At 66.5% G+C, this 8,671-nt stretch carries 8 protein-coding genes; all 8 read right to left on the bottom strand.

The window, feature by feature from the left end:
- Positions 1-50 precede the first annotated feature (50 nt).
- Complete coding sequence (nrdR, locus tag ABD134_RS05630; protein ID WP_344227421.1) at positions 51-548, bottom strand: transcriptional regulator NrdR; 498 nt, start codon at positions 546-548, stop codon at positions 51-53.
- A 132-nt stretch (positions 549-680) separates the two neighbouring features.
- Positions 681-4,283 carry a DNA polymerase III subunit alpha gene (gene dnaE / locus ABD134_RS05635; protein ID WP_378108332.1) on the bottom strand — a complete coding sequence of 1,201 codons (3,603 nt, stop codon included), beginning with the start codon at positions 4,281-4,283 and terminating at the stop codon, positions 681-683.
- 73 nt (positions 4,284-4,356) lie between these two features.
- Entirely contained in the window at positions 4,357-5,319 is a 963-nt protein-coding gene (locus tag ABD134_RS05640; RefSeq protein WP_344227423.1) for an RluA family pseudouridine synthase, read from the bottom strand.
- On the bottom strand, positions 5,303-5,917 hold the full coding sequence (lspA, locus tag ABD134_RS05645; RefSeq protein WP_378108331.1) for a signal peptidase II: 615 nt from the start codon (positions 5,915-5,917) through the stop codon (positions 5,303-5,305). The genes ABD134_RS05640 and lspA overlap by 17 nt, the downstream gene beginning before the upstream one ends.
- A gap of 157 nt (positions 5,918-6,074) precedes the next feature.
- Positions 6,075-6,845, bottom strand: a complete 771-nt coding sequence (locus tag ABD134_RS05650; RefSeq protein ID WP_344227425.1) for a DivIVA domain-containing protein — start codon at positions 6,843-6,845, stop codon at positions 6,075-6,077.
- A gap of 108 nt (positions 6,846-6,953) precedes the next feature.
- Positions 6,954-7,256 (bottom strand): YggT family protein, encoded by a 303-nt coding sequence (locus ABD134_RS05655; protein WP_344227427.1) that lies wholly within the window; start codon positions 7,254-7,256, stop codon positions 6,954-6,956.
- A 55-nt stretch (positions 7,257-7,311) separates the two neighbouring features.
- Positions 7,312-7,878 carry a cell division protein SepF gene (locus tag ABD134_RS05660; RefSeq protein WP_344227429.1) on the bottom strand — a complete coding sequence of 189 codons (567 nt, stop codon included), beginning with the start codon at positions 7,876-7,878 and terminating at the stop codon, positions 7,312-7,314.
- Between the two features lie 80 nt (positions 7,879-7,958).
- Positions 7,959-8,671 (bottom strand): YggS family pyridoxal phosphate-dependent enzyme (locus ABD134_RS05665; protein ID WP_344227431.1); only part of this gene is annotated, 713 nt, incomplete at its 5' end.

Consider the following 8,671-nt stretch of genomic DNA (forward strand, 5'->3'; position numbering starts at 1 on the left):
CCCTCCGGAGCCGCCATCGGCAGTCTCAACGCCCCGCGGGGCCTTCCGCGTCAGCGGGTGAACAGCCTCGGCTGCAGAGCCGGGGTGGCGGTGGCCGACGCCGTGCCGGCGGACCGCAGGTCCTCGATGGCACCGGCGAAGTCGTCCAGCGAGTCGAACGCCTGGTAGACCGAGGCGAAACGGAGGTAGGCCACCTGGTCCAGGCGGCGCAACGGCTCCAGGATCGCGAGCCCCACCTCGTGGGCGTCCACCTCGGCGTTCCCCGTGGCCCGGATGGTCTCCTCGACCTCCTGCGCCAGCATGGCCAGGTCGTCGCTGGTGACCGGACGGCCCTGACAGGCCTTGCGGACGCCGTTGATGATCTTGGAGCGGTCGAAAGGTTCGGCCACCCCGGACCGCTTGACCACCGTCAGGGCGGTGGTCTCCATGGTCGTGAAGCGCTTCCCGCAGGACTGGCATTGCCGGCGCCGGCGGATGGCCGAGCCGTCATCCAAGGAGCGGGAGTCCACCACACGGGAATCCTCATGACGACAGAAGGGACAGTGCATGACTTCCCCTTCCTCGGTCGGTGGACGAGTCCATCATAGTCGGACGCCCCACCGAATAACAACCATGTCATTACCAGATGTAGTGGTGTTCTCCGATGAGCGACACCACGGATGGGGCAGACTGCGCATTCCCTATTCGAGACAGGCTGGCCCCAGCAGCACCTTGAGGTCTCCGAAGAGGGCCGGATTCGGGCTGACCCGGAAGTCGGCACCGAGCTGCATGATCTCCATGGTGCGCGCCCCCGTCAGCTTGAGCCGGACCTCGGTGGTCCCCGGGTGGGTCCTGAGCACGTCTCCCAGGGCGGAGACCACGGTCTCATTGGCCTTGAAGCCGGGCATGGTCAGCGAGACCGGGCCGGAGTGGCCGTCCGAGAGGTCCGGGATCGTCAGCTCCTGGGCGCTCAGGGAGATCGACCCGTCATCACGCCGCTGGACACGGCCCTTCACGGCCACCACGAGGTCCTGGGCCAGCATCGTGGCGATCGGAGCATAGGCCTTGCCGAAGAACATGACGTCCATCGAGGCGCCCAGGTCCTCGATCTCCGTGCGCGCATAGGCGTTGCCCGAGCTCTTGGCGATACGCCGCTCGAGGCTCGTGATGAGCCCCGCGATGGTGACCATCGCGCCGTCGGACGGGCCGTCGTCGGACAGGATGTGGGTGATGGAGATGTCCGCATGCTGAGCGAGCACGCCGTCCAGCCCCTGCAAGGGGTGGTCGGACACGTAGAGGCCGAGCATCTCTCGCTCGAAGGTCAGCTTGTCGTTCTTGTCCCACTCCGGCATGTCCGGGACCTCGATCCCGAACCCGGCGTCGCCGACGTCACCCCCCTCGTCCTCCAGCAGGGAGAAGAAGTCGAACTGGTTGTTGGCTTCCTGGCGCTTCTGCGCCACGGCGCCGTCCGTGGCCTCCTCGTGTACGGCCAGCAGGGCTCTGCGGGCGCAGCCGAGCGAGTCGAAGCCACCGGCCTTGATGAGGGATTCGATGGTGCGCTTGTTGCAGACGACGGCCGGGACCTTCTTGAAGAAGTCCTGGAACGAGGTGAATTTCCCCTTCTCCTCGCGGGCGGCGACTATCCCAGCCACGGCGTTGGCCCCCACATTGCGCACGGCGCCCATGCCGAAGCGGATGTCCTTGCCGACCGAGGTGAAGTAGAGGCTGGACTCGTTGACGTCCGGTGGGAGCACCGAGATGCCCATGTGGCGGCACTCATTGAGGTACATCGCCATCTTGTCCTTGTCATCACCCACGGAGGTGAGCAGGGCGGCCATGTACTCGGCCGGGTAGTGGGCCTTCAGGTAGGCGGTCCAGTAGGACACCAGGCCGTAGGCGGCCGAGTGCGCCTTGTTGAAGGCGTAGTCGGAGAACGGCAGCAGGATGTCCCACAGTGCCTTGACCGCGGCCTCGGAGTAGCCGCGGCGGACCATCCCCTCGTGGAACCCGACGTACTGCTTGTCCAGCTCCGACTTCTTCTTCTTGCCCATGGCACGGCGGAGGATGTCCGCCTGGCCGAGCGAGTACCCGGCGACCTTCTGGGCGATGGCCATGACCTGCTCCTGGTACACGATCAGGCCGTAGGTCGTGTCGAGGATGTCCTTGAGGGGCTCCTCCAGCTCAGGATGGATCGGTGTGATCTCCTGCTGGCCGTTCTTCCGCAGTGCGTAGTTGGTGTGCGAGTTCGCGCCCATGGGCCCCGGGCGGTACAGCGCGATGGTGGCCGAGATGTCCTCGAAGTTGTCCGGCTTCATCATTTTCAGCAGCGAACGCATCGGTCCGCCGTCGAGCTGGAACACGCCCAGGGTGTCACCCCGGGCCAGCAGCTCATAGGACGCCTTGTCATCGAACGTCAGGGACTCCAGGTCCAGGGTGAAGTCCTGATTCATCTGGATGTTCTCGATCGCGTCCGAGATGATCGTCAGGTTCCTCAGGCCGAGGAAGTCCATCTTGATCAGCCCCAGGCCCTCCGCCGTGGGGTAGTCGAACTGGGTGATCACCTGGCCGTCCTGCAGGCGGCGCATGATGGGGATCACGTCGATGATCGGCTCCGAGGACATGATCACGCCCGCGGCGTGCACGCCCCACTGCCGCTTCAGCCCCTCGACGCCCTTGGCCGTCTCGAAGACCTTGGCCGCGTCAGGATCTGTCGCCACGAGCTCGCGGAACTCACCGGCCTCGCCGTACCGCTGCGACGACTTGTCCTCTATGTCCTTCAGCGGGATGTCCTTGGCCATGACGGCCGGCGGCAGGGCCTTGGTCAGGGATTCACCCATGGAGAACGGGAAGCCCATCACGCGGGCCGAGTCCTTGAGGGCCTGCTTCGTCTTGATGGTGCCGTAGGTGACGATCATGGAGACACGCTCGTCGCCGTACTTCTCGGTGACGTAGTCGATCACCTCGGAGCGGCGGCGATCATCGAAGTCGACGTCGAAGTCCGGCATGGACACGCGGTCAGGGTTGAGGAAGCGTTCGAAGATCAGCCCGTGCTCCAGCGGGTCCAGCTCCGTGATCTTCAGCGCATAGGCCACCATGGAGCCGGCGCCGGAGCCACGTCCCGGCCCCACCCGGATGCCGTTGTCCTTGGCCCAGTTGATGAAGTCGGCCACCACGAGGAAATACCCCGGGAAACCCATCGAGAGGATGACATCCAGCTCGTAGTCGGCCTGCTTGCGTACATGGGACGGGACACCGTTGGGATAGCGGAAATTCAACCCGGCGGCGACCTCCTTCGTCAGCCACGTGGTCTCGTCCTCCCCCGGCGGGCAGGGGAACTTCGGCATGTAGTTCGCCTCGGTGTCAAAGGAGACCTCGCACTGCTCGGCGATGAGCAGAGTGTTGTCACACGCCTCCGGGAACTCGGAGAACAGGTCCCGCATCTGCCGCGGGGACTTCACGTAGTACTCGGTGCCGGACAGGGCGAAGCGGGACCCGCCCTGATCGTAGGTGGGCTCGAGCAGGTTGGACCCGGACTGGATGGCCAGCAATGCCTCGTGGGGCTTGGCGTCATGCTCGTGCGTGTAGTGCAGGTCGTTGGACGCCACGAGCGGGATCTGCAGATCCTTGGACAGCTTGAGCAGGTCCTTGATGACCCGCTTCTCGATGTCCAGGCCGTGCATCATCAGCTCGCAGTAGAAATTCTCCCGGCCGAAGATGTCCTGGAACTCGGCGGCGGCCTCCCGGGCCTCGTTGTACTGGCCCAGCCGCAACCGAGTCTGGATCTCGCCCGAGGGGCAGCCTGTGGTGCCGATCAGGCCCTCGGAGTACGTGGAGAGCAGCTCCCGGTCGATGCGAGGCCATTTCGCGTACACCGAGTCCAGGGAGGCGATCGAACCGGCCCGGAACAGGTTGTGCATGCCCTTGTTGTTCTTGGACAGCAGGGTCATGTGCGTGATGGCGCCACCACCGGAGACGTCGTCCCCGCGCTGATGCTGCTCACCCCACCGGACCTTCGTCTTGTCCGAGCGGTGCAGCTGCCCGGGGGTCAGGTAGGCCTCCAGCCCGATGATCGGCTTGACGCCGGCATCGGTGGCCTTCTTCCAGAAGTCGAAGGCCCCGAACAGGTAGCCGTGGTCGGTGATGGCGATCGAGTCCATGCCCAGCCGCTTCGTCTCCTCGAAGAGCTCGCTGAGCTTCGCCGCGCCGTCCAGCATCGAGTACTCGGTGTGGACATGGAGGTGGGCGAACCCGCCGTCCTTCTTCGTCGCAGCCGCTTCCTGTGCCATATCCGTGGTGGCCGTCATGCTCCGCACTTCCCTACTGCCCTGCTTGCTACCTGCTGCCATACATGTTGATCGCGTCGATCATCCAGATTAGTTACTCCCCGCGCAACACGCCCAAGGCATAGACGAGGTCCTGCGGATAGGGACTCTCATAGTCCACCCATTCCCCGGTCACCGGGTGGGGGAATCCGAGCCGGTGGGCGTGCAGCCATTGCCGCGTCAGCCCCAGTTCCGCTGCCAGCCGTGGATCGGCACCATAGGTCAGGTCCCCCGCACAGGGGTGACGCAGCGCCGAGAAGTGCACGCGGATCTGGTGCGTCCGCCCGGTCTCGAGCTTGACCTCTACCAGGGTCGCCCGGCCGAAGGCCTCGAGGGTCTGGTACCGGGTGACGGAGTCCCGACCGCCTTCGAGCACGGCGAACTTCCAGTCATGACCGGGGTGACGGCCGATCGGTGCGTCGATGGTCCCGTTCAGGGGATCCGGCAGTCCCTGCACCACCGCGTGGTACGTCTTCTCCGGGGTGCGGTCGCGGAAGGCGTCCTTGAGTACGGTGTAGGCGCGCTCCGACTTGGCGACCACCATGATCCCGGAGGTCCCCACGTCCAGTCGGTGCACGATCCCCTGGCGCTCCGGGGCACCTGACGTCGAGATGCGGTAGCCGGCCCCGGCCAGCCCTCCGACGACGGTCGGACCCACCCAGCCCGGGGACGGGTGGGCGGCCACACCGACGGGCTTGTCCACCACCACGTAGTCCGGCTCGTCCGCCAGGATTCTCAGGTCCTCCACGATTTCCACCTTCACATCAAGCGGGTTCGGTTCCTCCGGGATGTCCACCAGGAGTTCGGTGCCGGCCGCGACCTTGGCGGATTTCTGCACGGCCCGTACCGGCCCCGGCATCCCGGAGGGTCGTTCGGCCACGAGGCCGGCAGCGCACCAGGCTGCCGCCTTCGTGCGCGAGATCCCGAGGGCCGCGGCCAGGACCGCATCCACCCTTAGGCCCACGTCGTCCTCCTGGGGAACGACGACGGCCTCGCCGGGTTCAGGAGTCTGCGTCACGGTCCTGCCCGGTGGCCCTTCCAGCCTCTGCTGTCCCCGGTCCACCGCTCTTCTCGGGCGTTTCGCGGGTGCCGTCGAGCTGCAATCCCCTGAACATCAGCAGGACGATGCCGATCATGGAGCAGACGATCAACGAGTCCGCGATGTTGAAGATGGCGAAGTTCGGCAAGGCGATGAAGTCGACCACGTGTCCCACACCGACGCCCGGCGGTCTGAACAGGCGGTCGGTCAGGTTGCCCAGGACCCCGCCCAGCAGTCCGCCCAGAGCCACGGCCCACAGGCTCGAGCGGACCCGGAACAGCAGCACCACCACGAAGACGGCCACCCCGGACTGGATGATGGTGAAGATCCAGGTGTGCTCCTCGCCGATGGAGAACGCAGCACCCGGGTTGCGGATGAAATGCCACCGGAGCAGCGGAGCCAGGACGTCGGTGACCTGCCCCTCGGTCATGGTGGTCTCGACCCATCGCTTGGTGAGCTGGTCGAAGACGTAGCCCACGGCGACCACCAGGATGGCGATCCACGCACGATGACGCTTCGGGGCCGTGGCAGTGGTGTCCTCTGGACCGGCGGGGCGGCTGGGCTCAATGTCGGTCACGCGTGGCGTCCTTCGGTGCGGTCCGGTACTGTCCTGGGCTGGACAGGGAGGGTGGTCGGGAACAGCAGCGGGCCGGCCATGGTAATCCACCATGGCCGGCCCGGATCTGTGTCAGTGGGGTCGACTCGCGTCCGGCCCGGTTGGCCGGGTCACGGGGTCAGTTCGAGGCGACGGCCTCGTCCTGGATCGGTCCCTGGTTCTGCAGGTCGCGGAGCTGGCCCTCGATGTAGGCCTTCAGGCGAGCACGGTAGTCCCGCTCGAAGCCCTTGAGCTGCTCCACCTTGCGCTCCAGCACCGACTTCTTCTCCTCGAGGTCGGCCAGCGTCTTCCGGGACTTCTCCTGGGCGTCATTGACCAGCCCGTTGGCCTCGGTCTGGGCCTCCTGGATGATCTCCTCGCGCTTGGCCTGACCCTCGGCCACGTAGTCATCATGGAGCTTCTGGGCCATGGCCAGCACGCCTGCGGCGGACGTGGCCGTGGACTCCTGCGCGCCGGCGACGGGCGTGGCCGCAGTAGCCGTGGCGGGCTCCGTGACGGTGGGCTCGGAGGCGGCGGCCGGGACGGTCGCACCAGCGGCAGGCGCCGCGGTGGCGGGGACAGCACTCGCCTTGACCTGCGTGTCCTCGGTCTCGGCGGGCTCGATGGTGTCCGTGGACTCCACTGCCTCGGGGGCAGCGCCGGTCTTGACCTGGGTGTCCTGATCTTCGGCGGCCTCAGCCGAGACCGGAGCCGGAACAGTGGACTCGCCACTCCCGCCGGACTGCAGATCCGACACCTTGCGGCGCAGCTCGTCGTTCTCCTGGTTCAGACGGCGAAGTTCGACCACGATCTCGTCCAGGAAGTCGTCAACCTCGTCCTGGTCGTAGCCTTCCCGAAATTTCGTCGGCTGGAACCGCTTGTTGACAACATCTTCCGGCGTCAGAGCCATGTGGTCACCCCAATACGTATTTGGTCTGCCCTCGAGGGGCAACGGTCTTCTTGTGGCCACCCGCATGCAGGTCCGCATGCCGAGGCCACACTGTTCTTCAGGCTACCATCAGCCCAACGTGCCCACGGCAAGGGCGGCGACGATGGACTTCAGCAGGACGACGACGACGAAGAGGATCAGGAACGCCACGTCGATGCCGATTCCGCCGAGATTCACCGGCGGGATCTTGGACCGGAGCCAGCGCAGGGGTGGGTCGGTCACGGTGTAGACGGTGGAGGCGACCATCAGCAGGATGCCCTTCGGCCGCCAGGAGCGCGCGAAGGACTGCACCACGTCGAAGACGATCCGGACCAGCAGCAGGAACTGGACGAGTGCCAGGACAAGGTAGAGAAGGGAGAAGATCAGGGTCACGGCAGCCTATTCCACACCGTCATGGTCCCGGCAGGAAAGCCCTGCCGGTACGGTGTCAGCTCTGGTTGAAGAAGTGGGCCTGGTCTTCGGTCTCCGAGGAGTCCTCGCCCAGGACCTGGACGGTGGCCGGCGTCAGCAGGAACACCTTGTTGGTGACGCGCTCGATGGAGCCGTGCAGGCCGAACACCAGTCCGGCGGAGAAGTCCACCAGACGCTTCGCGTCGGCCTCGCTCATGTCCGTCACGTTCATGATGACCGGGATACCCCCACGGAAAGACTCGCCGATGAGCTTGGCGTCGTTGTAGGAACGCGGATGCACGGTGGTGATCTGTCGCACGGCAGAGGCCTCTTCCCGGGACTGGGCGGCCCGCTTGATGGGGGTGACGGGTGCGCGGTATTCGCGCTCGGCCGACTGGGGGTGGGCCGCACGCATCGGCTGGGGGCGGTCCTCCCGAACCTCGTCTTCCCAGTCGTCGGCCGGCTCGGTGGTCTCGACGGACGCGTGACGCTCGGCCCGCTCCTGCCGGCGGGGCTGCTCGGCTGCCCGCTGCTCTTCCTCGTACTGCTCCTCGCCATCGGCGAGACCGAGGTAGATCATGGTCTTCTTCAGTGCACCAGCCATCGAACATCCTCACCGTGTGGAATCCGCCCGGCCTGCTCCGGGCCCTGCGTCGTCCGCCGTCGAAGCAGACACCTTCGAGGTTAACCCACGTCGGCGCGCGGCCCGAGGACATCAGTGCCGATGCGCAGGTGTGTCGCTCCGGCCGCCACGGCCGGTTCCAGGTCCTGGCTCATGCCGGCCGAGATCCAGGTGGCCCCCGGATGGGCTGCCGACACCGCTGTGGAGATCTCCCGGAGCAGATGGAAGGCCGGTACGGGGTCCAACCCCACTGGTGCCACCGCCATGACACCCCGGAGTCTCAGCCCCTCCGCCTGGGAGATTGCGGCTGCCAACGCGGACACCTCGCCGGGATGGGCACCACCCCGAGACCCGATTCCCGCGGGGCGGTCCGCGGCGGCCCGGTCGTCCAGGTCCACTTGGATCAGGCAGTCCATCGGGGGACGCCTCCGCTCCCCGGCCTCGCGGCGTCGCCCCTGCTCCCGGTCCATCGCCGAGGAGAGGGCCTCCACGAGGGAGACCCGGTCCACCGAGTGCACTGCCGAGGCGTAGCGCACCACGTACTTGGCCTTGTTCGATTGCAGCTGGCCGATGAAGTGCCATTCGAGTCCGGTCTCGGCCAGGTCGGCGACCTCGGCGGCCTTGCCCCTGGCCTCCTGGTCGCGGTTCTCACCCACCTGGCGCACCCCGCAGGAGTACAACCTGCGCACGTCGGCCGCCGGATGGAACTTGGTGACGACCACCAGGTCGGGAGTCTCCAGCCGGCCGGCCGCGTCGACCGCCGCGGCAATGCGGC

It is taken from the genome of Citricoccus alkalitolerans, from assembly GCF_039528175.1.
Lineage (GTDB): Bacteria > Actinomycetota > Actinomycetes > Actinomycetales > Micrococcaceae > Citricoccus > Citricoccus alkalitolerans.

Coding starts and splice junctions, on each gene's coding strand:
- ABD134_RS05660 (WP_344227429.1), bottom strand. CDS start 7,878: ATGGCTGGTGCACTGAAGAAGACCATGATCTACCTCGGTCTCGCCGAT.
- nrdR (WP_344227421.1), bottom strand. CDS start 548: ATGCACTGTCCCTTCTGTCGTCATGAGGATTCCCGTGTGGTGGACTCC.
- dnaE (WP_378108332.1), bottom strand. CDS start 4,283: ATGACGGCCACCACGGATATGGCACAGGAAGCGGCTGCGACGAAGAAG.
- ABD134_RS05650 (WP_344227425.1), bottom strand. CDS start 6,845: ATGGCTCTGACGCCGGAAGATGTTGTCAACAAGCGGTTCCAGCCGACG.